20 protein-coding genes are annotated in these 22,012 nt (G+C 52.9%); 5 read left to right on the top strand and 15 right to left on the bottom strand.

Going from position 1 to position 22,012, the window contains the following annotated elements:
• The first annotated feature begins 33 nt into the window (after positions 1-33).
• Complete coding sequence (locus tag NK55_RS11680; protein WP_024125901.1) at positions 34-2,274, top strand: DUF3488 and DUF4129 domain-containing transglutaminase family protein; 2,241 nt, start codon at positions 34-36, stop codon at positions 2,272-2,274.
• On the opposite strand, the gene NK55_RS11685 is transcribed toward NK55_RS11680, so the two are convergent.
• The gene (locus NK55_RS11685; protein WP_024125902.1) at positions 2,271-3,611 is read right to left on the bottom strand and encodes a hemolysin family protein; all 1,341 of its coding nucleotides are present in this window, start codon (positions 3,609-3,611) and stop codon (positions 2,271-2,273) included. The two genes, NK55_RS11680 and NK55_RS11685, sit on opposite strands and share 4 nt — an antisense overlap.
• Positions 3,612-3,925: 314 nt before the next feature.
• On the opposite strand from NK55_RS11685, the gene NK55_RS11690 reads away from it, so the two are divergent.
• Entirely contained in the window at positions 3,926-4,978 is a 1,053-nt protein-coding gene (locus NK55_RS11690) for a TrkA family potassium uptake protein (RefSeq protein WP_024125903.1), read from the top strand.
• Here the strand turns inward: NK55_RS11690 and NK55_RS11695 are convergent.
• From NK55_RS11695 to NK55_RS11735, 9 genes are all read right to left on the bottom strand, one after another.
• The gene (locus tag NK55_RS11695) at positions 4,960-6,144 is read right to left on the bottom strand and encodes a glycosyltransferase (RefSeq protein ID WP_157869737.1); all 1,185 of its coding nucleotides are present in this window, start codon (positions 6,142-6,144) and stop codon (positions 4,960-4,962) included. The two genes, NK55_RS11690 and NK55_RS11695, sit on opposite strands and share 19 nt — an antisense overlap.
• The gene (gene rsgA, locus NK55_RS11700) at positions 6,138-7,184 is read right to left on the bottom strand and encodes a small ribosomal subunit biogenesis GTPase RsgA (RefSeq protein ID WP_024125905.1); all 1,047 of its coding nucleotides are present in this window, start codon (positions 7,182-7,184) and stop codon (positions 6,138-6,140) included. The genes NK55_RS11695 and rsgA overlap by 7 nt, the downstream gene beginning before the upstream one ends.
• The gene (locus NK55_RS11705; protein ID WP_041429931.1) at positions 7,181-7,402 is read right to left on the bottom strand and encodes a sulfurtransferase TusA family protein; all 222 of its coding nucleotides are present in this window, start codon (positions 7,400-7,402) and stop codon (positions 7,181-7,183) included. Before NK55_RS11705 ends, rsgA begins: the two co-directional genes overlap by 4 nt.
• A gap of 24 nt (positions 7,403-7,426) precedes the next feature.
• Positions 7,427-8,191, bottom strand: coding sequence for a carboxylesterase (locus NK55_RS11710; protein ID WP_024125907.1), 765 nt, complete (start codon positions 8,189-8,191; stop codon positions 7,427-7,429).
• Between the two features lie 100 nt (positions 8,192-8,291).
• Positions 8,292-10,559 (bottom strand): formate C-acetyltransferase, encoded by a 2,268-nt coding sequence (pflB, locus tag NK55_RS11715; RefSeq protein WP_024125908.1) that lies wholly within the window; start codon positions 10,557-10,559, stop codon positions 8,292-8,294.
• Between the two features lie 293 nt (positions 10,560-10,852).
• Positions 10,853-11,896: a tRNA dihydrouridine synthase DusB gene (gene dusB, locus NK55_RS11720; protein WP_024125909.1), complete on the bottom strand. Its 1,044-nt coding sequence runs from the start codon at positions 11,894-11,896 to the stop codon at positions 10,853-10,855.
• Between the two features lie 118 nt (positions 11,897-12,014).
• Positions 12,015-12,974 carry a glycosyltransferase family 2 protein gene (locus NK55_RS11725; RefSeq protein ID WP_024125910.1) on the bottom strand — a complete coding sequence of 320 codons (960 nt, stop codon included), beginning with the start codon at positions 12,972-12,974 and terminating at the stop codon, positions 12,015-12,017.
• Between the two features lie 34 nt (positions 12,975-13,008).
• Complete coding sequence (locus tag NK55_RS11730) at positions 13,009-14,022, bottom strand: glycosyltransferase (protein WP_225871757.1); 1,014 nt, start codon at positions 14,020-14,022, stop codon at positions 13,009-13,011.
• Entirely contained in the window at positions 13,949-14,743 is a 795-nt protein-coding gene (locus NK55_RS11735; RefSeq protein WP_051372857.1) for a TIGR00297 family protein, read from the bottom strand. Before NK55_RS11735 ends, NK55_RS11730 begins: the two co-directional genes overlap by 74 nt.
• 22 nt (positions 14,744-14,765) lie before the next feature.
• On the opposite strand from NK55_RS11735, the gene NK55_RS11740 reads away from it, so the two are divergent.
• Positions 14,766-15,611, top strand: coding sequence for a metal ABC transporter permease (locus tag NK55_RS11740; RefSeq protein WP_157869739.1), 846 nt, complete (start codon positions 14,766-14,768; stop codon positions 15,609-15,611).
• A 104-nt stretch (positions 15,612-15,715) separates the two neighbouring features.
• The gene (ftsZ, locus tag NK55_RS11745; protein WP_024125914.1) at positions 15,716-16,951 is read left to right on the top strand and encodes a cell division protein FtsZ; all 1,236 of its coding nucleotides are present in this window, start codon (positions 15,716-15,718) and stop codon (positions 16,949-16,951) included.
• Positions 16,952-16,970: 19 nt separating this feature from the next.
• On the opposite strand, the gene NK55_RS11750 is transcribed toward ftsZ, so the two are convergent.
• The gene (locus NK55_RS11750; protein ID WP_024125915.1) at positions 16,971-17,837 is read right to left on the bottom strand and encodes an SDR family oxidoreductase; all 867 of its coding nucleotides are present in this window, start codon (positions 17,835-17,837) and stop codon (positions 16,971-16,973) included.
• 6 nt (positions 17,838-17,843) lie between these two features.
• Entirely contained in the window at positions 17,844-18,677 is an 834-nt protein-coding gene (locus tag NK55_RS11755) for a fatty acid desaturase (protein ID WP_024125916.1), read from the bottom strand.
• A 319-nt stretch (positions 18,678-18,996) separates the two neighbouring features.
• Here NK55_RS11755 and NK55_RS11760 point away from each other — a divergent pair, with 319 nt between their 5' ends.
• The gene (locus NK55_RS11760; protein ID WP_024125917.1) at positions 18,997-19,194 is read left to right on the top strand and encodes a DUF2949 domain-containing protein; all 198 of its coding nucleotides are present in this window, start codon (positions 18,997-18,999) and stop codon (positions 19,192-19,194) included.
• A gap of 33 nt (positions 19,195-19,227) precedes the next feature.
• Here NK55_RS11760 and NK55_RS13335 read toward each other — a convergent pair whose 3' ends face one another.
• The 3 genes from NK55_RS13335 to NK55_RS11770 all read right to left on the bottom strand — a co-directional run bounded on the left by NK55_RS13335 (position 19,228) and on the right by NK55_RS11770 (position 22,007).
• Complete coding sequence (locus NK55_RS13335) at positions 19,228-19,710, bottom strand: hypothetical protein (RefSeq protein WP_024125918.1); 483 nt, start codon at positions 19,708-19,710, stop codon at positions 19,228-19,230.
• 195 nt (positions 19,711-19,905) lie between these two features.
• Positions 19,906-20,901, bottom strand: a complete 996-nt coding sequence (cbiB, locus tag NK55_RS11765) for an adenosylcobinamide-phosphate synthase CbiB (RefSeq protein ID WP_024125919.1) — start codon at positions 20,899-20,901, stop codon at positions 19,906-19,908.
• A gap of 38 nt (positions 20,902-20,939) precedes the next feature.
• Positions 20,940-22,007 carry a Fe(3+) ABC transporter substrate-binding protein gene (locus NK55_RS11770; protein ID WP_024125920.1) on the bottom strand — a complete coding sequence of 356 codons (1,068 nt, stop codon included), beginning with the start codon at positions 22,005-22,007 and terminating at the stop codon, positions 20,940-20,942.
• Positions 22,008-22,012 lie beyond the last annotated feature (5 nt).

Raw genomic sequence — 22,012 nt, forward strand, 5'->3', positions numbered from 1 at the left:
AGGATCAGGGCACAGTTTTTCCCTGCTGCCTTTATGTTTCAGTCTTGGCTGCAACCCCTTGCCCACTCACCGATGCTGGCCCCGGCCAAAGATATTGAGGATTCCCTGCTGCTGCGCCTAGGGGTATTGGGCCTGGTCATTGTTGGCCTGGTGACCACGGATGTTGCCTCAGAAACAACGAATAGTTTTTGGGCAGTTCCCCTCTCCATTGCCGGTTTTGGTTGGAGTTGGTGGGCACGGCGGCAAAGCAATGTTGTCGCTAAGCTAGTGATTGCCATCGGTATGTTGGTGGCATTGGCGGTGTTTTTAGGGCGGCTGGCCGCACTGAACCAAGATTCCCGGGTGTTGCTGACGGAACTGTTAATCCAACTGCAAGTGCTCCACAGTTTTGACTTGCCTCGCCGCAAGGATTTGGGCTACTCGATGGTGATTGCCCTGATTTTGATCAGTGTAGCGGCCACCCTCAGTCAAACCATGATCTTTGGCGTGTTTCTTTTAATCTTTCTGGCGATCGCTCTACCGGTTTTAGTCCTCGACTACCGCTCACGCCTGGGCTTGCTATCCACTACACTAAACTCCCTGCGCTTGCCCTGGCCGCAATGGCTTGGTCTCTTTGCCCTGATTCTTGGCTTGGGAATGGCGGTCTTTGTGCTGCTGCCGCGTTTCCCTGGCTATCAGATTCGCACCTTGCCTGTCAGTGCTGAAATTGAAGTTCAAGGGGAGTTTGACCAAACCCGTGTGATCAATCCGGGCTACGTCAGTGGTCGTGGTGGTGGCGGTTTGGGGGAGGAACTGACCCATCAAACCTTCGACTCGAACTTTTACTATGGCTTTGGTGCCGAGATTGACCAGACCATTGGGGGCATGATGACCCCCCAGGAACTAATGCGAGTGCGATCGCAAGCCCCCGGCTTCTGGCGAGTCCTTGCCTTTGACCAATATACGGGGCGGGGTTGGCGCATTAGTCGCAACGATGAGGCAGAAGTGCTGCAGCGTTCCCCTTGGAGTTTTCGCTATCTGCTGCCGCAGCAACTCTCCCAGATGCCAACGCAGGAAGTGATTCAGACCTACACGATTGTTTCTGAGTTTAGTAACCTCATTCCCCACCTCTATGAGCCGCGCGAACTCTATTTTCCCACCCGTGAAATTGCCCGCGATCTCGATGGTGGGCTGCGGGCGCCGCTGCCCTTGCCAGCGGGGCTGACCTATTCCGTAATTTCTCAAGTGCCGGTGCGCGATCGCTCCCTGTTGCGCAGCGCTCCTAGACTGCATTCTCCCCTCGGGTATGAAGCCTACTTGGCAGTACCGGCGGATCTCAAACCGCGACTCCAAGCCCTCGCTAAGGATCTGCTGGCAAAGGCCGATCGCTCGATTCCTGAACCCTACGAGCAAGCCCTTTACCTCACCCAGGCTCTGAAGCAATCCTATGCCCTGAGAACTGATATTCCTGAACTAGGTAAAGATCAAGATTTGGTGGAGGCCTTTCTTTTTGAGTGGCGCGGGGGCTATCCCGATCACTTTTCCAGTGCGTTGACACTGCTGTTGCGCAGTATTGGTATTCCCAGCCGCTTGGTAACAGGGTTAGGAACAGGGGAATTTAACCCCTTCACGGGTCTGTACGTGGTTCGTAATACCGATGCCTATGCCTTGACGGAGGCCTACTTCCCCAATTTGGGATGGTTTCTCTTTGATCCGATTCCGGGGCACGATCTCTATCCAGCTACTCTAGAGGTGGATCAGACCTTTAGCGTTCTCCAGCAGTTTTGGCAGTGGGTCACCGGCTGGCTGCCGACCCCAGTGACAGGGCTCTTTGGTACCCTTTTTGCCACCCTCGAAACCGCTTTACAAAAATTCTTTGATCTGTTTAGCCAAGGGCTGGGGGGTATTGTCCAAGGGATTTTGATTCTTTTGGGGGGCGCCATCACTGTCTGGGGCTTGGGATACGCTCTCCAGGGGTGGCGATACCGTCAACGTCTGCAAAAACTGCCCCCGATCGCCCGCCTCTATGTACAAATGCTCGATGGTCTGGCCCAGCAGGGATTACCGAAGCGCGCCAATCAAACCCCTTGGGAATACGCGCGATCGCTGCAAACCTGTAGCCGCCTTGATGCCGTCAGTCAACGGGCCATTGCAACCCTGACCCAGGCCTATGTGGCTTGGCGCTATGGTGGTGATTGCCCCCCTTTGCCCCCCCTGAAACGGGCCCTTAACCAACTGCGACAACAACGCTGGCGATCGCTACAACGCACGGTAGCCGATTTGCGCCGTCGTTAATCCTTCTCCTTGTGGTTGCTCTCATCGGCGAGGGCATCATCGCTCACCAGTTCAGTGACCAGCACCTTATCAACGCGGTTGCCATCCATATCCACCACTTCAAAGCGCAAGCCGTCGGTTTCAATATAATCTCCCGACTGGGGAATGCGACCAAATAGCGTAATGATGAGCCCACCAAGGGTGTGGTAGTTGGCAGTGTCCTCCTGGGGCAAGCTTTCCCGCCGCAGCAATTCCTTGAGTTCATAGGTAGAAAGCAGACCATCCAACAGCAAAGAGCCATCCTCCCGCTGAACAATTTGTGGTTCCTCCTCCTCATCGTGGCGCAGTGTGCCAATAATTGCTTCCGTGAGATCATTGAGGGTGACTAGTCCTTCAATGCCACCGTATTCATCGGTAATCAGAGCAATGTGTTGGCTCGACTGGCGAAAGAGTTCAAGGACATCAAGCGCCGGTAGGCCTTCGGGAACAAACAGCGCCGGCTGCACCAGTTGCCGCAGGTCAATGGTTTGCTGGGTTAAGCGAGCCGCTAAAAAATCCTTGGCTGAGATAATCCCCAAGCAGTGATCAATGGTTTCCTCAGCAACAGGAAACCGTGAATGGGAACTGGCTAGGATTTCCGCCTCTATTTCTTCAAGGGAAGATTCAATATCCAGCCAAACAATATCGGTGCGGGGGGTCATGATGGATTGAATCGGGCGATCGCCCAAGTTAAAAATCCGCGCCACCATATCCTGCTCTGCCACCTCAAAGAGACCCGCCCGGGCCCCCTGCTCAATCAGGACCTTGATTTCATCCTCCGTAACCGTTTGGTCGGCAGTGGTGGCAATGCCCAATACTTGCAAGATGGCATCTGTGGAGATGCTGAGTAAATGCACAATCGGGGCTGCTAATTTCGTCAGCCAAGTCATTGGCTTGGCAATATTGCAGGCGATCGCCTCCGGATAGGTCATGGCAATCCGCTTGGGCACCAGTTCACCTATCACCAAGGAAAGATATGTAATCCCCGTCACCACAAGGGCAATGCTCAAAGGCTGGCTGTGTTGACCCAACCATGGCACGGGACTCAGGGTAGCCTGTAACCGCTGGGCAAGGGTGGCACCCCCCACAGCACCACTGAGAATACCAATCAGAGTAATGCCAATTTGTACAACCGAGAGAAAATCATTGGGGGAGTTGGCCAGTTTCAGAGCTGCCCTCGCCTTGCGTTTACCGCGTTTTGCCAGTTGCTCGAGGCGGACTTTGCGCGCAGAGACCACTGCGATTTCAGCACCAGCAAAAATGCCATTGGCGATGATGAGCAGCAGGACAAATAAAAGTTCTAAGGCAGCGGCAGACATTGCAGCTATTCTTCTAGGGGCGACCCCAGATATACATTCTCCGTCGGCATCGTCGGTGGTCAGACCTATTCAAGAGACTGCTCCTTTACTGCCGATGTTGTTTCCATGATGCTGAATAAATTGCTCCTCTGCCATATCGCCCTATGGAGGGGATGTGATTCCATTATTAAGCAGTCTTTGCGGTTTTGAGGGGGTTTCATCCTATTGCAAAGGGCTGTATAGCAGTCAGGATACTGGAATCTGGGAGACTCTACAAGAGGGAGAGAGTCACCAAGGGAATCCTAGAATAGACGTGATGTTTCCCTCGCTAGCCAATGCAAGCGCGGCTTCAACGCTTCCTTACCCTGGGGGCGATCGCGATTCTGGTGCTGTTGATTGTGGCTTTTGTCTGGAGCGAAGAGGCATTGCAGTCACCCAGCCGAGCTTGGGAGGCCCTCAGTAATGCAATCATCACACTGGTGGGAGAGTATCCCGATCGCCCGCGAACCCTGCTGGGGCAAGTCGTGCAACTGCTACTACTGCTCTTTGGCACCTTTGCCTTTGGTGCCCTGATTGGCAAGTTTTCCTCCTACTTTGTCACCCAAGCCCTTGCCCAAACGCTGCCCATGAAATCCTTTAGCAACCATATTATTATCTGCAATTGGAATACCAAGGCTCCCCTGGTGCTACGGCAACTCATTGAGGCCAACCGCTACTATCCCCGCGATATTGTCCTGTTGTGTGCGGAACCCATTAAACTTAACTCCGAATTTCAAGAGCGCACCGATGTTTTTGTGGTGCAGGGGGATCCCACCCACCACAGTACCCTCGAACGCCTCAATGCCCCCAAGGCCAAGGCAATTATTCTGCTTGCCGATGCCGATATGGAAGCCCCCGATGAAAAAAATGTTCTTATTGCCCTTGCGGTGAAGCATCTGGAGAAAACCCCTGGCCACGAGCAGGATATTCATGTGGTGGCCGAATTGGTGAATAGCGATCGCCGGCGCCACCTCAAGGAAGCAGGGGTCGATGAAGTCATTTTCAGCCAAGACTACAGTTCTGGCATCCTAGCCCAAAGTGCCCTCTTTCGGCAAATGTCCGAGGTCTATCGCCAACTCCTGACCTACTCCGATCACACCAATGAGTTTTACTTTATTGAGCCAAGGTACTATCCTGCCACCCTTTATGGCCTCTCATTTCCTGCCCTTAGTGCTTGGGTGAGTGAGTACAGCAACCGCCATCCCGACAATCCAGTTCTCCTTGTGGGGATTCGCCGCCAAAATCAACAGGTGTTGCTCAACCCTCGTCCCACAGACTTTCGGGGCCTTGACGCCAGTGACACCCTCATTGTTATGGCCTATCACCCTATCTATGACTTGCGCGGATAAACCCGTCCTTTCCAAGCACCGCCCCGGCCTTGCCAGTGACGACGGGCAGAATCCAGGGTCATCAGGGTATAGAGAAAGGCAATCACGGGCAGTGTCAGCGCCCAGCCGCCATTAAGGCCATAGAAACGCACCGTTGGCCCGTAGGCGATCGCCATGCCCCCCCAAGTGAGTCCCCCCATGACGGCTAAGGGCAGTGATTGACTCATAAGACCGATCCCAAGGGCAAAGGGGGCCCACAAATACACCAGGGTCATGCCAATCACCGTTGCCACAAGCAAAAGCGGCGAATAGGACAACTGCGTATAGGCGGTGCGAGCCACCATCTGCCAAATACTGCCGAGCGTATTGTAGGCACGCAGGCTCACAGTGGTGGGGGTCAGCCCCAACCAAATGCGGTAGCCGGCTCGCTTGACGGCGGCGGCCAAGGAACAATCATCAATCAGGGCATCCCGAATACAGGCAATGCCACCAATTTTGTCCAGCACCGCGGGATCAATCAAAATACAACCGCCGGCGGCAGCTGCCGTTGCCCGCTGCGGATCGTTGACCCAACGGAAAGGATAGAGCTTGGCAAAGAAAAAGACAAAGGCGGGAATTAGGAGTTTTTCCCAGAGACTTTGGCAGCGCAGTTTCACCATGAGGGACACCAGGGCGCATTTTTGCTGACGGGCGTGGGCAACCAATTGGCGCAAATTTTGGCGATCGTGGGCAATATCGGCATCCGTCAGCAGCAAGTAATCGGGATCAAAGGCACGGGCTGCTTCAATGCCTTGGGACAGTGCCCAGAGCTTACCTGACCAGCCGAGGGGGAGCGGTGTGCCCTCGATAATTGTCAGGCGATCGCCCTGACCGAGATCAAGAGCCGTTTGGCGAGCGATGTCTCCTGTGCCATCGTCACTTTGATCGTCCACCACAATCAGGTGGAGGGGTCCTGCGTAGTCCTGTTCTAGGAGCGATCGCACACTGGTGCCAATCACCGCCGCCTCATTGCGGGCTGGAATGACAATCACGACCGTTGGCCAAACCTTCAGATCTCCCCCCTGTAGCCGCTGATCCGGGCGCCAAAACTCTCCCCAAAACAGCAGCAAAACCAGCCAGATCAAAAGGGAAAGACCTGTGACACTCAACAGGATAGAGATCAACACGGGGGGCATAGTCATCACCATTCGCTATCGAGGACTTCCTCAGCCATGGGATTGAGGTGCTGATGTTGCTGCCGTCGCGATCGCCGACGATATTTTTTCGGATCCAAGAGGGGTTCAAGGCGCTGCTGACCTTGGCGGTCACTCTTGGCCTTCACTGGGGGCACCTTCCCCAAGGATGGCTCTGAACTAGCGATTGTTTCTAGCTGGTGTAAATACGCAATGTAGAGGGGGTAGCGCTCCCAGTTGCCACGGACACAGCAGCCCGGTTCCTGATCGTGGCGACAGTTATCAAAGAGGCACTGATTCTTGCTTAGCCGTTGGCGAATCTCCGGAAAAGCCGCCGCCAATTGCTGCGGATCTGGGGGCAATTCCGGTTGGTTAAAGCCCGGTGTATCGGCAATCCAGCCCCCCGCCGGTAGGGGAAAGAGTTCCACATGGCGTGTAGTGTGCCGTCCTCGATGCCAGTGATCGGAGACCACGCCGACGCGAATATCCTCCCGAGGTGTAAGATGGCGGATCAAGCTACTTTTGCCCACCCCCGAGGGGCCACAGACGACCGTGATTTGATTGGCCAGATGGGGACGCAGAGCCTGCCAAGCTGTTCCTTGGGTAAGGCTGAGGACATGGCAACGATAGCCCCATTGTTGCAGGCGATCGCGCCACTGCTGTTGCGCTTGGGGAGAAACCAAATCCGCTTTGGTAAAAACCACCTGAATTTCAACATTTAACCCTTCAGCGGTCAAAAGGAAGCGGGTAATTTGATGGACATCCGCAGGGGGGTCGGCCAAGGCAAAAAGCAGCAAAATCTGATCTACATTGGCAATTGCCGGGCGGGGCAATTGATTGCGGCGGGGCAAAATCTCAGCGATCGCCCCCCGTTGTCCTGGCCAATCGGGATGGCTCACCACCACCCAATCTCCCACGCAGATCTGTTGCCCCATCTTCTTGAGGCGAGCACGGCGCACGCAGAGGAGTTCCTCAACCCCATTGGTGGGTTCCCGTAGGCGGACACGATAGTAATTGGCCTGGACAGCTCGCACCAAGCCCACCAGCTCACTCATGCGGGACGCTGCACCTGAAGGGCAAAATAGTCCTGCCGTGGCTCAATTCTGAGAACCTCATAGCCCGCCATCCGCAAACTATCGGGCACCTGCTCAATGGGTTCGCCCGCATCCAACCACACCTCAAGGGGCTGCTGGGGGGGCAACTGTTGCAGGCGCAGTTTCGTGCGCACAAAGTTCAAAGGACAGGGCGTTCCCCGTAGATCCAATGTTTCCATGGCAGGGCCAGTAACCAACTGCAACTATCTTCCCAAAAAGGCGACCACCTTGGCGAATACCTGCTCTCGCTCCACATCCAGGGGGAGCAAATGATCCGAATCCTTGAGCCAATGCAATTCCTTGTTGGGACTGCCTAAGTCTTCATAGATCCTCTGTGCCCCTTGGGGGTCCACGATGGTGTCGGCGCGACTTTGGAGAATCAGTGTCGGTGTTGTGATCATGGGCAGCTCCTGCTCCACTTGGGCAATGAGGTCGAGGGCACTGCCTACTGCCTGTAAATTGAAACTCTTAAAAAAACAGGCTTCTTCCGCTGCTTGGCGCAGAGCGCGATCGCGAATCGGTAGGCTCCGCCGAGGTACCCAAGGAATCCAGCGACCAAGGGACCGCACCAGCCTCTCGGGTCTGACGGCGGAAAACCAAGGTCGATAGATGCGCAAAAAGGGCGCAAGGAGCACTAGGGCATCAACGGAATAGTGATAGGCAAGATGGAGGGCTAGGGTTCCTCCTGTGGAAAAGCCAACCACCGCAACCGTTGAGTAGCTCTCTCGCAAGACTTGGAAGGCGGTGACGACGGCCTCATACCACTGCGGCCATGTCGAGGCGGGCATTTGGGCACTGGGGCGATCGTGCCCCGGATACAGAATGCCCTGAACCGTCCAACCCGTTTCATAGAGAACTTCTCCCAAAAGCTGCAGTTCATAAGCCCCACCCCCCAAGCCATGGAGGAGCAAACAGGCGCGATCGCCCGCCCTATGGCCATAGAAAAAGGGAAGATTGACCAGACTCACAATACCCTCGAGCCCTTCATGCAACCACCATAAAAAATCTACCCCGATCGCTCGAGGTAGAGGAGGCGGCGTTCACCTAGGCAGCAGTTGCCCAGTGAGCCTAAAAGCGCTCGTGGAACGTGCGGTTAATAACATCCAACTGTTGTTCGCGGGTGAGTTTAATGAAATTCACCGCATATCCAGACACCCGAATGGTGAGTTGTGGGTACAGTTCAGGGTGATCCATAGCATCTAGCAACATTTCGCGGTTGAGCACGTTGACGTTGATGTGGAAGCCCTGATCATGGATGTACCCATCCAACATATTCACCAGGTTGCTGATTTGATCTTCCCGGGTCTTGCCAAGGGCACTAGGCACGATAGAGAAGGTATTGGAGATGCCATCTTGGGCATGGATATAGGGCAACTTGGCCACGGACGCTAGTGAGGCGATCGCCCCTTTGGTATCGCGACCGTGCATGGGGTTGGCCCCTGGCGCAAAAGGTTCACCCGCCTTGCGGCCATCGGGAGTACTGCCGGTTTTCTTGCCATAGACGACGTTGGAGGTAATCGTCAGGATTGACTGGGTGGGCACCGCATTGCGGTAGGTTTTGTGTTTGCGGACTTCGTTCATGAAGGTTTCCACGACCCACACCGCAAGACTATCCACGCGATCGTCATTGTTGCCGTACTTCGGAAAGTCGCCCTTGATCTCGTAGTCCACGGCCAACCCTTCGGCATTCCGGATTACTTTCACCTCGGCGTACTTAATGGCCGAGAGGGCATCCGCCACCACCGATAGACCAGCCACCCCACAGGCCATTGTGCGGAAGACATCGCGATCGTGGAGCGCCATCTCCAGCCGCTCATAGCAGTACTTATCGTGCATATAGTGGATGACGTTAAGGGTATTTACATACACCTTCGCCAACCAAGCCATCATCTGCTCAAAGCGTGGCAGCACCTCTTCCCACTTCAGTGTGTCGCCGGTAATTGGGGCAAACATCGGTGCCACCTGCTGACCAGAGACTTCATCCCGACCACCGTTGATTGCGTAGAGGAGGGCTTTGGCCAAGTTCACCCGTGCCCCAAAGAATTGCATTTGTTTGCCGACTCGCATCGCCGAAACGCAGCAGGCGATCGCGTAGTCATCCCCCCAGTAGGGACGCATCAAGTCGTCGTTTTCGTATTGGATGGAACTGGTGTCAATGGACACTTGAGCACAGAAACGCTTGAAGGCCTCTGGCAAGTTTTCCGACCACAGCACCGTCAGGTTGGGTTCGGGGGCAGGCCCCAGGGTATAGAGGGTATTCAAAATACGGAAGCTGGTTTTCGTCACCAACGGGCGACCATCGAGACCCATACCGCCAATGGACTCCGTGACCCACGTGGGATCCCCAGAGAAGAGTTCATTGTATTCCGGCGTCCGCAGGAAGCGCACCATCCGCAGTTTCATGACAAAGTGGTCAATCCACTCTTGAATGTCGGCTTCTGTGGCTGTGCCCTGACGCAAATCTCGCTCAAAGTAAATGTCAAGAAAGGTTGAGACCCGCCCAAGGGACATGGCAGCGCCGTTTTGTTCTTTGACCGCCGCCAGGTAGCCAAAGTAGAGCCACTGAATAGCCTCTTTGCCATTGGCCGCTGGCCGCGAAATATCAAAGCCATAGCTGGCGGCCATTTCCTTGAGTTCATTGAGGGCTTTGATTTGCTCTGAGAGCTCTTCTCGCAGGCGGATGGTTTCTTCATCCATGACATCGACTTCAAGGGAGGCCTGCTGCGCCTGTTTGTCGGCAATCAAGCGATCTACCCCGTAGAGCGGCACGCGGCGATAGTCACCAATAATCCGACCCCGGCCGTAGGCATCTGGCAGTCCGGTAATGATTCCCGATTTACGGCAGCGGCGCATTTCGGGTGTGTAGGCATCAAAGACGCCATCGTTGTGGGTTTTGCGATATTTGGTAAAGATTTCCTTCGTGCGCGGATCTAGTTCATAGCCGTAGGCCTTGAGGGCGGTTTCAACCACGCGAATGCCGCCAAAGGGCATAATCGCCCGTTTCAAGGGCTTATCGGTTTGCAGGCCAACGATTTGCTCCAGCTCCCGATCGATGTAACCCGGTGGGTGGGCTGTGATTGAGGAAGGCACGCTGGTGTCGGCATCAAGGACGCCTTTTTCGCGCTCTAGAGCCATCAGCGCACGCACTTTTGCCCAGAGTTGCTGGGTGCGATCGCTGGCGCCTACGAGGAAGGAAGCATCTCCGGTGTAGGGGGTATAGTTGCGCTGAATAAAGTCGCGCACATCAATGTGCTCAACCCAGTCACCCCCTGTAAATCCTTGCCATGCCGCTTCGGGCAATTCTGTGTAGCGTGTAGTGTAGCGTGTACAGTTCATAGTCCATGTTCCTCATCAAGTGGGCAGCAACTTCTCGCGATCGCCTGTAACCGATAGCGATCGCTCCTTCCAACCAGCAAGAACCTGCTAACTGCAACTGCTAGAAAATGCGTAAGAGATTAAAAAATTGCCCTCAATCCACAAATGCCAATCAACCTTTTGTAGGCCAAGCCCCATCACTATTTTTCGGCCTGCTTACACCTACACCTTCATTATAACCCTTCGGCTCTAGAAGCTTCTTTTACGAAGTTTTTGTGAAAATGTTGCGAAACACAAATCTTTTTTTCATTTGTTTAGGCTGCGATCGCCTCCATTTCGGAGGCCATTTGCAAGCGCTCAATTGCTGCATCGAGGAGAGCTAAACCAGCCTCTAGGGTTTCAATGCGACACAATTCACCGCGCAGTTCTGCTGCATCGGCAAAGCCCTTGGCGTACCACGTCAAATGCTTACGCGCTTGGCGAATCCCCCGTTCCCCTTTGTACTCCCAGAGGGCAATCAGATGATCTCGCGCACATTGCAGACGCTCAACCACCGTTGGCGCAGGCCGCAATTCCCCCGTTTTCAAAAAGTGATCAATTTCTCCCACCAAGAAGGGATATCCCATCGTTCCCCGCGAGCACATCACCCCATCTGCCCCGGTTTGCTCCAAGCAGCGGACTGCCGCCTCTACCGAGAAAATATCGCCATTGGCAATCACGGGAATACTGACGCGCTCCTTCACCCGCGCAATCCACTCCCAGCGGGCTGGGCCATTAAAGCCCTGGGCACGGGTACGCCCATGAACCGTAATCATTGCCGCACCAGCATCTTCCATCGCCTTGGCAAAGTCAAGGATATTGATTTCCTCATCACTCCAGCCAATGCGAGTTTTCACCGTGACTGGCACAGGCACCGCCTTTGAGACCGTACGCACAATGGTTACTGCTGTTTGTACATCCCGCAGTAGGGAAGAACCACCGCCATTCTTCGTGATTTTATTCACGGGGCAGCCCATATTGATGTCCACGGTGTCTGCCCCTTCAGCCACTGCCTTTATCGCGGCTTCTGCGAGAAAATCAGGCCGACAGTCAAAAAGCTGAATACTGATGGGATGCTCATTCGCATCCACTTCCATAATCCGGGGTAATGTTTTCAGATAGTGCAGCCCCGACGCACTGACCATCTCGGTATACATCATCGACTCAGGGGCATATCGGCGCACTAAGCGGCGAAAGACGAGGTCCGTTACACCTGCTAAAGGGGACTGCAATACCCGACTATTGACCCTAACAGAGCCAATCTGCAGTGGCGTGGCTAAACGGGCTTTGAGCGCTGGTGACAGGGTTGGCGTGCTCATAAAATGACTAGCTTAACAACTGATACTTGGAAACTCAAAGTACTGAGGGAAGCTAATTAATTCTATCAAAAGCTCGCCCGTCAACCTACCGCTGGTTCCTTACATCACATTTTTAATTTCACTTTGAATTTTTAATTTCACTTTGATAGGCTGCATAAACCGCTTGAACATTGTACCAGTTCAAAAAGATGCGAGCCACCTCAAGGGCATCTTGGGGGCGACCGATGTTAATCAACCATTGCAACAGGGGTGCCAGGGTTTTTTCATTGAGCATACCACCGAGGGATAGGATTGCCCAAAGAAGGTAATGAAAAGGGGTCATTTGAATCATGAGCTTCACTTCCCAAATCGGATGCTTTTTATAGAACAAGACCCCCATTCTCCCCCTTTCAATCTCTTTCTGAATGAGGGCAGGCACTTGGCTGAGGGAAAAGGAGGGATGCCAGTGGTAGCCAACTGCTTCAGGGCACTTCAGTAATCGTAAACCTAATTTTTTTAGGCGCACCCCTAGTTCTAAATCTTCCCAGCCGTAGAGTTGAAACTGGGTATCAAAGAGGCCTGCCTTTTCCAACCAGTGGCGGGCGATCGCCACATTTCCCGTTGCAAAATAGGCAGCTGAAAAATCAGTTATCTTATATGGCTCTGAAGTTGGATCTTCAAAATTACAGGTATTAATCACACGCCCATAGGAAAAGGCAGGAACCTGAGTCACATCCTCTATTCCAAGGCGTTTTTGTTCTCGCATTAAGCGCCGCACATGGGCATCTAAGAAGGTTGAAGTCACAACTAAGTCGCTATCAATAAAAATCATCCAGTCACCCTGAGCTGCTTGGATACCTAAGTTGCGAGCAGCTGCAGGACCAAGATGCTCCTGTTGCAACCATTGCACACAGGGAAATTCATGACGATGCTCTTTGAGCCACTCAACCGTATTGTCCGTTGAACCATCGTCAACAATAATGACTTCATAGCCCTTGATGCCCAGATCAGGATGCCATCTTTGATGGGCGATCGCCCGCACACACTTTTCTAAAATCGGCAAACGATTATAGGTAGGAATTACAACGCTAAAAAACATGATCACTCCCGAAACGTGGTCTTGAGCTCCTCAACTAGCTTGTTCTATCTAAAACCCAACTATGAAGACGGTGAGAACAAAGGCGCAGAAACGCATGGTCAAGGTTTTTTTCTGCTTCTGTTCCTTTATAACATTGCTTTAGCTGCCACAGGAGTTGGAACGTTTTCCATGGGTCTTTCTCTGCTTCCTGAGCCTCAGTTCGCGCAATACCTAACTTGACACTTAGGAGTTGCTGCCAGTGGCGCGAACGAATCCGTTGACTATTTTGAGCTTGCTGGCGGCGGTAAAGGCTGGAGGTTTGTTTCCGATGCGTCCGGTATTGGAGAAGTGCCTCCGGGAGATTCCCCATCTTGAACCCTGCTGCCCATGCCCGCTGCCATAGATCATAATCTTCCACCAGTGGCCACTCAGAGGAGTACCTCAGCTCCTTGAATACCTCCGAGCGACCGATCACAGATGGATGGGCAAAAGGTACACCAAACAACAGCTCTGCTTCACAACCTTCATGGGAATAGGGATAGTGCCAGTAACCAGTTGCTGTGCCGATGAGTTGAACCGATGCGCCACAAATATCTAATTTCTTCTCCCAAAGAAAGTTAAGCTGAGATGCGAACCTATGAGGTAGAGCCACGTCATCTGCATCCATTCTGGCGATATACTCACCCCTAGCAATTTCAATTGCTTGATTCAGTGTTTTGACTAAACCTTGGTTAGATTGGTTGATTAAGCAAATACGAGAATCAATTTTTGCATAATTCGACAATATTTCAAATGATTTATCCAAGGAACCATCATTAATTATAATCAACTCAAAATTATCAACGGTTTGACTAATGATAGATTCCATAGCTAAATGAAGATATTTTTCGGAATTGTAAACAGGTAAGATCACTGAAATAAGTGGCTTATTAATGACATTCATGATGAAATTATTAACAAAAATAGCGATTGAAGAGAGAGTTAAAAATAGTCGCTCACTCGAAGGTGTATTGCAAAAGAGCCATGGCCCCCATTGCCAGGCCAGCCCCGACTGTGGTGTTAATACCATTGACCAGTTCATTGCTGAGCCAAGGGTAGCGTCCCTGCAGCGTTGCTCCCACTAGACTCTCCACAAGATTGGCAAAGAAAGCAGCAAGGATGCAAATGGGAATGGCGATCGCCCCCATCAAGCCCACACTCCAGCCTAGCAGAGCAATTGCAGTCGCACCAACTAGCCCCGCCAGGGTTCCCTCTAGGCTCACGGCACCTTCAGTGCCCCGCGGCACAGGTTGCAGTGTGGTGATGAGGAACGTGCGCTGGCCATAGGCTTTGCCTACTTCACTGGCACAGGTGTCCGACAGCTTCGTACTAAAACTGGCAACAAACGCCACTAGGAATAACTCCCGCCATTGGGGAAGTAAAACTACAAGGAGTGCGCAGACAGTCCCTGTAAAAGCCGAGCCCCAGACGTTCTCCGGTCCGCGCGCCCCTGAGCGTTTTTCCGCAATACCAGCGGCCTCTTTTTCGGTCATACCGAGGCGGGTGACAGCTGAACCAACAAGGAAATAGACCATGACAATCAGATAGCCTTGCCAGCTTAAGGTGCCCCAAATCAGCACGCCGAGGAGCCACGCATGGAAAAGTCCTGCTGGGGTGAGTAATTTTTGCCGGGTCAGAAGGGCGATCGCGCCAAGGACGGTATTGAGCAAAACACCCATCCACCAAGGATTCAGTAACAGGATGCCATCCACGAGAACCGCCCTCCGACTGTACTGGCAGCACCTTATCATACTTTTCAGACATAGAGGACAGATGATGATCACTTGGCTATTGGAACCACTGCAACACGCGTTTATGGTCAAGGCACTGGGAGTAAGCACCCTTGTGGGCGGCGTTTGTGCCGTATTGTCTTGTTTTTTGACCCTGAAGGGCTGGGCACTGATGGGGGATGCCGTGTCCCATGCAGTCTTACCTGGTGTGGTTTTGGCCTACTGGCTAGGGTTACCCCTTGCTTTGGGAGCTTTTGTCTTTGGTCTGATGGCCGTGACCCTGATTGGTTTCATTCAGCAGCAGACAAGGGTAAAGGAGGATACCGTTATTGGCTTGGTGTTTACGGGCTTTTTTGCCTTGGGGTTGGTGTTGCTCTCGAAAACCGCCAGTAGCGTTGACCTGATGCACATTCTCTTTGGGAATGTCTTGGGCATTAGCGATCGCGACCTCTGGCAAACGGTCATTGTTAGCCTCATGACACTGATCACGATCGCTCTCTTGCATCGCGACTTGATCCTCTTTTGCTTTGATCCGACCCATGCCCGCACCATTGGTCTGAATACAACGCTGCTGTACTATCTTCTGCTGGCGTTGCTATCCCTAACCACTGTGGCTGCCCTGCAAACCGTGGGCATCATTCTCGTTGTGGCGATGCTAATTACACCGGGGGCAACCGCCTATTTGCTGAGCGATCGCTTTGGCATCATGGTACTGATTGCCCTAGCCGTGGGTGGTCTTGGCAGTTTACTGGGCACCTACATCAGTTACTACCTTGATGTGTCAACGGGTGGCTGTATTGTTGTCCTGCAAGCAGTGATTTTTTTCCTGACGATGATTTTTGCCCCCAAGCATGGTCTTTTGGCCAAAGCCCGCTCTCCCCTGAGTTAGGCTGAAGGATTAGATTATTTTTATTTTCTGAGGTGTTGCCGATGCCTTTGCTAGAGTTCATGATATAGTTGCCCCATATTTATCATGGGTGAAGAAGTTGCGTTATGGAGTCAGATCAACGGTGGCCTACGGAACCTGTTCCGTCTGAAGTCCGCGCCTCCTTTGTCTTGGGAGAGGTAGGCATTGCATCTGGCAACAGTGACCATGGCGCACCAGCCGATGTGTTAAGGAGTTATGACAGCTTGGTGGAAACTTCAGCGGCGCGCATCAAAGTGATTGGTGTCGGTGGTGGCGGTGGCAATGCAGTTAACCGCATGATTGCCAGTAATGTGGCTGGTGTTGAATTTTGGTGCGTCAATACTGATGCCCAGGCGCTCGCCCAATCCCAAGCCCACCGCTGCCTGCAAATTGGCCAGAAACTCACCCGTGGTCTTGGTGCAGGTGGCAACCCTGCCATTGGTCAAAAGGCGGCTGAAGAATCCCGTGAAGACCTTGCTGCGGCGCTCAAGGATGCTGATTTGATTTTCATTACCTGTGGCATGGGTGGCGGTACTGGCACTGGTGCTGCCCCAATTGTGGCGGAAGTAGCCAAGGAACAGGGAGCCCTAACCGTGGCAGTGGTGACCCGCCCCTTTACCTTTGAGGGTCGTCGTCGAGCGAGCCAAGCCGATGAAGGGATTGAAGCACTGCAAAGTCGCGTTGATACCCTAATCGTGATTCCCAATGACAAGATTCTCTCGGTGATCTCTGAGCAAACATCGGTTCAGGATGCGTTTCGCGTTGCCGATGATGTGCTGCGCCAAGGGGTTCAGGGGATTTCCGACATTATTAACCTGCCGGGGCTGATTAACGTGGATTTTGCCGATATTCGCTCGGTGATGGCTGATGCCGGTTCTGCCATGATGGGCATTGGTATTGCCTCTGGAAAGTCACGAGCCACTGAAGCCGCCCTCAGTGCCATTTCCTCACCGCTACTGGAGGGGTCTATCGAGGGTGCCAAGGGCGTTGTCTTTAACATTACAGGGGGCACAGATCTCACCCTCCATGAAGTCAATGCTGCTGCAGAGGTCATTTACAATGTGGCCGATGCCAACGCCAATATCATCTTTGGTGCTGTGATTGATCCCCAAATGCAAGGGGAAGTTCAAATCACCGTTATCGCCACTGGCTTTAGTGGTGAACCCATGAGCCGCAGCCGTACCACAACCAAGACAACACCCCTGACGAACCGCCCCCTAACAACGGCACCTCCCACTCCTGAAGCACCTGCACCAGAGGTTGAAGCCAAACCCAGGTTGGATATTCCTGAGTTTCTCCAGCGACGGCGACCAACCCCCTAGGTATACAAGGCACCCATCCTTAAAGACCCAATTCACGAGCGATCGCTCGTAGCCCCTCGCGGTAGGAGGGATAGCGGAGTTGAACCCCTAAAGCCTGCTTGATTTTGTCATTGCGCACTCGCCGAGATTCACGCCAAAAAGATTGAGCCATTGGACTCAGATTGGCCACCTTCAAGGGTATGGCTGGTGGTGCTGGACGACCTAAAAGACGATAGGCCTCGAGTAAAACAGGGAGCGACTCTGAGGGTTGATCATCACTCAGGTTATAGATTTCCTGCGGGGTAGGCCGTGCCAGCGATCGCTCAAGGGTTTGGACAATATCCGCCACATGGATACGGCAAAAGTAGTGCCCCGGCTTATCAATGAGTTGAACATCGCCTTTGAGAATGCGAGCGATAGGATTGCGTCCTTCTCCGGGGCCATAGATGCCGGGGAGGCGAAAAATGTGGGTAGGCAGATTGGCGTTGAGAAAGATTTGCTCAATCCTGACGCGGTGTTGTGAACGCAAATTTTGAGGGTTGACGGGTGTCGTTTCATCTACCCAGCCCCCTTGGCGATCGCCATAGACCCCCGTTGTCGAAAGATAGCCAAACCATTGCAGATTCAGTTTTTCTAACTGAGGCAACAGTGCTAGCGCAACCGCATCCTCCCCTTGGCGATCGGGGGGAATACTATTGAGGACGTGGGTTACCCCCTCAAGGGCAGCTGGTACTAGGGGAAATTGCTCCCCCTGCTGCTCCCATTTAAAAGGAAAACAGGGAATAGCGCTGAGTTCTGGCGGCAGCTCCCCCCGACGGTTGGTAATGACCACATCAATGCCTTGGGCTTGGAGCGATCGCGCTAACCAAGTTCCTGTATAACCACAACCCAGAATCAGAACCCGCATTGCGCGCTAGTCTTGGGAAGAGACTGCCGGTGCCTCCACCAAGCGCACCTTCGTAGCCAAGCCCAGCAATTGCAAGAAGCGAATGGTGAGCCACGTCAGATCCAGCTCCCACCACTGCAAACCATGGCGTGCCGAGTATTGATAGGCGTGGTGATTATTGTGCCAGCCCTCACCAAAGGTTAACAGGGCTACCCACCAGCAATTCGTTGAGTGATCCGTAGTTTCAAACGTGCGATAGCCAAAGGTATGGGTAGCACTATTGACCAGCCAAGTGGTGTGATAGACGGTTACAAGCCGCACAAAAATTCCCCAAACCACAAATGGCCAGCCCCCCCAAAGATAAAGGACAATGGCCAAGACCACCTGAATGGGAAGAAAGTACTTGTCAAGGAATTGATAGACGGGGTCATCAGCAATATCTTTGGTGAAACGGGGAATTTCTGCCTCCGCCGGCACCTCACGAAACATCCATTCAATATGGCTCCACCAAAAGCCCTTACGGGAATCGTGGTGATCATTCGGTTGATCGGAGTACAGATGGTGATGGCGGTGCAGCCCAACCCACCAAATCGGCCCCCCTTGCATTGAGAGCGTGCCGCAAAAGACCAGGAAATACTCCAGCCACTTGGGAACTTGGAAGCTACGATGGGAGACCAGACGGTGCCAACCAAGGGTAATACCGATGCCAGCGGTTAACCAGTGGAGCACAAGGGCCAGCAGGACTGCTCTCCAGCTAAACATGCTGGGTAAAAAAGCAAGAAGAGCACCGAGGTGTACAAAAATAATAAAGGTCGCCGTAGGCCAGGCAATGGGGGGTTTGGCAACGGTCGCTTGGGTCATGAACACATCCTTAAAACAACTGAATAGGTTGCTGTTCCCTCTAGACTGAGCTTGAACAACACCCATCAGACTTTAGTATAACGAGCTACGGTTGAGTATCTTTACTTAGAATGTTTTGCCCAAGACGAATGATTGAGCCTTTGCTTCTAGAAATTCCCTCTGGTGGGGGAAGTCTCTGGGGAAAGTGTCCCCGAAAATAGCAGGCATCATACCAAATAGCAGGCTGATTATTTCATTGTCTATGGTTTTGTAACGAAATGTTGCATTTTCTCAGATTGATCCCTAGGATAGAGGGTAAGGTGTGGTAGTTATAGGAATCATGAAAACGCCACGTTGGACACGACTCATTGACTTCCTACAGCGGGAGATGGCACTGCCCACCGCTGCCATTGACTTTGGCCTCAAGCACTGCGATGAGCAGGTGAATCTGTTGCCGGTTGTTCTTTGGCAGTATGGCTTGGTGAGCCTTGAGCAGCTTGACCGCATCTTCGATTGGCTAGAAGCTAGTCAGCCCTAGGGGCGCTCTCAGGATTCCTTTATTTATTTAGGCTTAATGAATTAGTGTTTCCTTAGCAACAAAGTCGTAGCTTTGGGAAATCCCTAACTGTTGAGGCACAGAGATGGGACTTTGCCAGCCCACGGGTTCAATTGACAACAGGGATGAAGGGACTTTGAACGTTCCCCAGAGATGAACCTTCTTACCGAGTAGCTCTGGTGGAACCGTAATTTTGTAACTACAACTATTGCTACCAGTAGGTGACAAAGTAGCGGTAGCACCTCCTACTGGAAAGCTGCCGGGAGGATGCAGTGTAGCATTAATCACAATCTCATTGCAGGAGATGGAATGAGATTTAGTAACCTTCCCGATGATGGTAGGGCGCACCTGCAGATTGCTTGGGATTTTGAATTCGACATTATTACTTGGTCGTTGCGATTGCAGGGTCTGGGTGGAAGCTAGAGGTACAGCACGGCTCACAGCGGGGCTGAGGGCAACGGCGAGGCAAGCGAGAAGTAAGCCTTTTTGATTCAGCATTGGGTGTCCTTTGTGTAAGTGGAGAGAACGGTTTTGTCTAGCCCCTTCCGGGGTGAATACTCTTATCCTAGATGGGTTGACTAAGAGCAGCGGTGGTATTTCTCACCCGTAACTGATGATGCTCATCACCAAGGGCGGTGACCATTGCAACCGTTGAATGGAGGAATTGACCAGTAGAACGTCTTAGCTATATTGCTAAATAGAAAATAATTTGCAAGAAATTAATAAAAGTATTCCTGTCAATCCTAAGGCCATGAGGTAAATCTGGCGGCTAAGGTCAAGCGCAGACCAGATCGTTTTTTGATCAAGGGAGTGTAACGGTTCTCCTAAAAAGGGTTTCACCTTCACCGTGCCGCGGTAGATATTCGTGCCCCCCAGACGTACCCCCAAGGCCGCTGCATAGGCACACTCACTCCAACCAGAATTGGGACTCGGATCCTTGGGAGCATCACGGCAACACCATTGCCACACTCGCTGCCACTGCCCGGAGCAGAGGGCAACGAGAAAGACCAACAACCGACAGGGCAACCATGTGAGGACATCATCAGTTTTGGCGGCAAACCACCCCCAATGGGTGTAGGGTGGCTCACGGTAGCCGATCATCGAGTCCAAGGTGCTGGCGGCTTTATAGGCCATGACCAGCGGCAAGGGACTCACTTGCGGCACGATCAGGGTGGCGATCGCCCCATAAAAAAGTGGTGCCATCATGCCATCGGTGGTATTTTCACTTACGGTTTCCAGAACTGCCCGCAGAATTTCAGGTGCCTCTAGGTGGGCAGTTTCGCGACCCACATACTTGGCTAAGGACTGGCGTGCCCCTTCAAGATTGCCAGTTGCCAAAGGTGCCAATACCTCTGCTGCTGCATCCCGTAGACTACGACCCGCAAAGCCACTGGCGGTACCCACAACTGCAACTCCCCAAGCGAGGAGGGGTGAAATTGCCATCCCCAGTGCCACTAAGCCCCAACTGATTAGGGCAGAACCTAGGATTAAGCTCAGTGTAAGCAGTGCCCCCCCCAACCGCTGTCCCCAAACTGGCCAGCCTTGGCCATAGTTGAACCAATGGCTGAGGAATTGGATATAGGCTCCCATCCAGCGTACCGGGTGTGGCCAGCCCCAAGGATCTCCAAAACCAAAGTCAAGGAGGGCCGCGGCCAGAAGAATCGTGTAGGCAATGAGGGGGCAAGACACAGGAACGATCAACGGGGGTCATCGCTCATTTTAGGGTTTTAGCGCCATCCAGCCCGGTCCATAATCCGCAGTGCTTCAGCATTGTTGCGGCCAAAAACTGCTGCATTGACACGTTGTCCTCGGAAATTGCCAAACCGTTGCACAATCGGATGCACGGGTACCCCCGAGCGGACCGGATATTCAAAGTTGGCCATTGCAAACATTTCTTGCGCCTTCGGACTCACCAGATACTCCAAAAAGCGAATTGCCGCCTGACGATTGGGGGCGCCAGCTACCACACCGCCGCCACAGATATTTACATGGGCACCACGATCGCGCTGGTTGGGGAAAAATAAGCCCACTTTCTCAGCAACTGCTCGATCTTCTGCTTTATCTGAGGCAATCAACCGTGCTAAATAGTAGTGATTTGCAATTGCAATGCTGCCAACACCCGCTGCGCAGGCACGAATTTGAGCGGTATCATTTCCCTCGGGGGGGCGGGCAAAGTTTTGGGCTAGGCCCCTTGCCCATTGTTCCGTTTTTTGGGCACCATGAATTGCTAGCAATGACCCCGTGAGGGACTGATTGTAGATATTGCTGGAACTGCGACAGAGAACCTGCCGGCCCCACTTCGGATTAGCCAGATCCTCGTAGGTGGAGAGTTGGTTGGGATCCACTTTGGATTTATTGTAAATGAGGACACGCACCCGCCGCGAGAGACCAAACCAGTGTCCTTGAGGCTCCCGTAGGTTTGCTGGCACAATGCTGTTGAGTACCCTTGACTGAATTGGCTGCAAAATACCGGCTTCCTGTGCTCGCCACAAGCGACCTGCATCCACAGTAATCAGGACATCGGCAGGACTGCGACTCCCTTCACTGCGAATCCGTTCAATCAGAGCATCAGCTTCAGCCTCAATAATGTTGACGCGAATCCCGGTCTGCTGCGTAAAACCGTTGTAGAGGGCTTTGTCTGTGTCGTAGTGCCGTGCCGAATAAACATTGATCACACCTCCTGAGGACTGTTGCGCATAGCTTGATTCAGTGTTTTGGTTCCAGAGGGAGTGGGTTACATAAGCTGTTGCTGCGGCGCCCATGCCGAGGAATACACGGCGACCTACTTTCTCCATACTTG

The sequence above is a fragment of the Thermosynechococcus sp. NK55a genome, from assembly GCF_000505665.1.
GTDB lineage: Bacteria > Cyanobacteriota > Cyanobacteriia > Thermosynechococcales > Thermosynechococcaceae > Thermosynechococcus.

Excerpts from the sequence above, each read along its gene's own strand:
- pflB (WP_024125908.1), bottom strand. The coding sequence starts at position 10,559 with ATGAACTGTACACGCTACACTACACGCTACACAGAATTGCCCGAAGCG.
- NK55_RS11740 (WP_157869739.1), top strand. The coding sequence starts at position 14,766 with ATGATGATCACTTGGCTATTGGAACCACTGCAACACGCGTTTATGGTC.
- NK55_RS11685 (WP_024125902.1), bottom strand. The coding sequence starts at position 3,611 with ATGTCTGCCGCTGCCTTAGAACTTTTATTTGTCCTGCTGCTCATCATC.
- NK55_RS11725 (WP_024125910.1), bottom strand. The coding sequence starts at position 12,974 with ATGTTTTTTAGCGTTGTAATTCCTACCTATAATCGTTTGCCGATTTTA.
- NK55_RS11695 (WP_157869737.1), bottom strand. The coding sequence starts at position 6,144 with ATGGTGATGACTATGCCCCCCGTGTTGATCTCTATCCTGTTGAGTGTC.
- ftsZ (WP_024125914.1), top strand. The coding sequence starts at position 15,716 with ATGGAGTCAGATCAACGGTGGCCTACGGAACCTGTTCCGTCTGAAGTC.
- NK55_RS11750 (WP_024125915.1), bottom strand. The coding sequence starts at position 17,837 with ATGCGGGTTCTGATTCTGGGTTGTGGTTATACAGGAACTTGGTTAGCG.
- NK55_RS11770 (WP_024125920.1), bottom strand. The coding sequence starts at position 22,007 with ATGGAGAAAGTAGGTCGCCGTGTATTCCTCGGCATGGGCGCCGCAGCA.
- NK55_RS11705 (WP_041429931.1), bottom strand. The coding sequence starts at position 7,402 with ATGGAAACATTGGATCTACGGGGAACGCCCTGTCCTTTGAACTTTGTG.
- rsgA (WP_024125905.1), bottom strand. The coding sequence starts at position 7,184 with ATGAGTGAGCTGGTGGGCTTGGTGCGAGCTGTCCAGGCCAATTACTAT.
- NK55_RS11755 (WP_024125916.1), bottom strand. The coding sequence starts at position 18,677 with ATGACCCAAGCGACCGTTGCCAAACCCCCCATTGCCTGGCCTACGGCG.
- NK55_RS11735 (WP_051372857.1), bottom strand. The coding sequence starts at position 14,743 with ATGATAAGGTGCTGCCAGTACAGTCGGAGGGCGGTTCTCGTGGATGGC.
- NK55_RS11760 (WP_024125917.1), top strand. The coding sequence starts at position 18,997 with ATGAAAACGCCACGTTGGACACGACTCATTGACTTCCTACAGCGGGAG.
- NK55_RS11690 (WP_024125903.1), top strand. The coding sequence starts at position 3,926 with ATGCAAGCGCGGCTTCAACGCTTCCTTACCCTGGGGGCGATCGCGATT.
- dusB (WP_024125909.1), bottom strand. The coding sequence starts at position 11,896 with ATGAGCACGCCAACCCTGTCACCAGCGCTCAAAGCCCGTTTAGCCACG.
- NK55_RS13335 (WP_024125918.1), bottom strand. The coding sequence starts at position 19,710 with ATGCTGAATCAAAAAGGCTTACTTCTCGCTTGCCTCGCCGTTGCCCTC.
- NK55_RS11680 (WP_024125901.1), top strand. The coding sequence starts at position 34 with ATGTTTCAGTCTTGGCTGCAACCCCTTGCCCACTCACCGATGCTGGCC.
- NK55_RS11730 (WP_225871757.1), bottom strand. The coding sequence starts at position 14,022 with ATGGTATTAACACCACAGTCGGGGCTGGCCTGGCAATGGGGGCCATGG.